Raw genomic sequence first — 1,718 nt, 5'->3', positions numbered from 1 at the left:
AAAGTGGAAAGTCGGGTACAAAATTTGCAGGTCGCTTTCAAAATGTGAAACTCGTTTACAAAACGGGAATCTCGGATGACTATTGAACTAAGGCAGTGGTCATCTTGTAAAGAGATGGTCTTTGTGTGCGTAATATGGTCGTTTGATGATATGGGACTAGGAGAACAGGTTATTTTATCCGATAAAGAAAATAGAGAAACTGAGCAGATTATTTTGGAATAGAGATGGGAGGATGTTTTATGTCAAAGATTACAGATTATGCTTTTTTATTTCAAAAATCATTCGGGACATCAGGAGTAAATGCAATAGGCAGTTTTCAGTTGTCTCAGTTGAACAGCAGTTCTGTTCAGTTCCAGTTAAAAGCTGCCGGGATTGACACAAACAGCAAACAATACAAAGCCGCTGTAAAACAGATGATGTCCGCCGGAAACGGTGCGATGTATGGAAATATTCAGGGAATAAAAAATCTGATGAGTCATTATGACAAGGACGGAGATTATATCAATCCTGTTAATGGATTGGCGGGACTTTTAGTGACAGACGAAAATGAAAATTCGAGAAAACGGATCATATCAATTCCGGATAGCAGCAAAGAAGAAATGTATGAACTGACAAAAAAAGAGTTCCTGCGTGAAAACGGTGTCCACAATGGAGATACAACAAAACGTTCCGAGGTATATAACAATTTGTACCGCAAAATGCAGAAAAAGGACAGATTGGCTGCCGGGTACACCCTTGAAAAATATGAGAGAATTTACAGACAGGCATTTTATGATGCCGCAAAAAAGGCTGATCCTAACTGGGAAATTGGTAAGCCAATTAAAGATGGTGCATTAGATAGTGTTACAAGAGAATTGGCAGAGTCGGGGAAATCTCCTGCACAGGCAACGCTTGATACTAAAATCTAACATATCAGGTATATTTGAATAATTAGGCAAAGAATGAAATATCTGATGCGTATCATAAAGCAATAGACATAAACGTTTGATAAACGTAGAGAAAGTAGCATTGTATTCGTGACACTCGGATTATTTTTAATATGGGAAGTGATTTTAATGAAAGATTTTTCTTGGAAAATTTTCGCTATAAAAACAATAATTTTTAGTTTATGGGGTTTAAGTACACTTCCGTTTCTTTCAATTATTGTTCAATATATTGACTCAATAACTGGATTTAGTTCTGGAAACGGATATCATACCAATCACATGGATTATATTTTTGAAAGTCCTCTTGTTTATATGGGAGTTATTCTTTGTATCAATATCATTCTGGCAATCGCTCACTTGATATATTGTTTTTTTAAAGCAAAACGAGAATGACTTTTAAAGAGAAATTAAAATAAAGTAAGGGAGGTAATTAAATGCGTATTGGTTCGGGAGTGCAAAGTGCACCGGAAGTATTTGGAAAGCGACAAAACAATAGCAAAACATCTGCTGTCGGAAATGAGGAATTTTCTCAGACATCGGTAAAAGTGTATTTAAAGACGGATGATATGTTGTTTTCAGGTGGAAATGGAACAGGTCTTTCGTTTTATATTAAGTATGCAGAAGAGTCAACGGAGGATAATCCTGTAGTGATAGCCAAAGGAGTTGACGAAAATGGAAAAGAATTTGAAGAAAAGATTAACATTAATGATATTAAATTGAGAAATGCTTCTTATGTTGAAATGAGTGCTTTGGAGGCATATTATAACGTCGATAGGGGAAATAGTCTCAGTT

General features: G+C 35.7%; 2 protein-coding genes. Both read left to right on the top strand.

Features of this window, described 5'->3' with window-relative positions:
- Positions 1-239 precede the first annotated feature (239 nt).
- Positions 240-908 (top strand): DUF3879 family protein, encoded by a 669-nt coding sequence (locus OCV77_RS15825; RefSeq protein ID WP_262575944.1) that lies wholly within the window; start codon positions 240-242, stop codon positions 906-908.
- A 452-nt stretch (positions 909-1,360) separates the two neighbouring features.
- Positions 1,361-1,718, top strand: a 358-nt coding sequence (locus OCV77_RS15820) for a hypothetical protein (protein WP_262575943.1), incomplete at its 3' end; no start/stop codon positions are given.

This window comes from Suilimivivens aceti, assembly GCF_025567405.1.
GTDB lineage: Bacteria > Bacillota > Clostridia > Lachnospirales > Lachnospiraceae > Suilimivivens > Suilimivivens aceti.
Note: the sequence above shows the minus strand (reverse complement) of the source record. Positions and strands in the feature narration are given on the sequence as shown.

Excerpts from the sequence above, each read along its gene's own strand:
- OCV77_RS15825 (WP_262575944.1), top strand. The coding sequence starts at position 240 with ATGTCAAAGATTACAGATTATGCTTTTTTATTTCAAAAATCATTCGGG.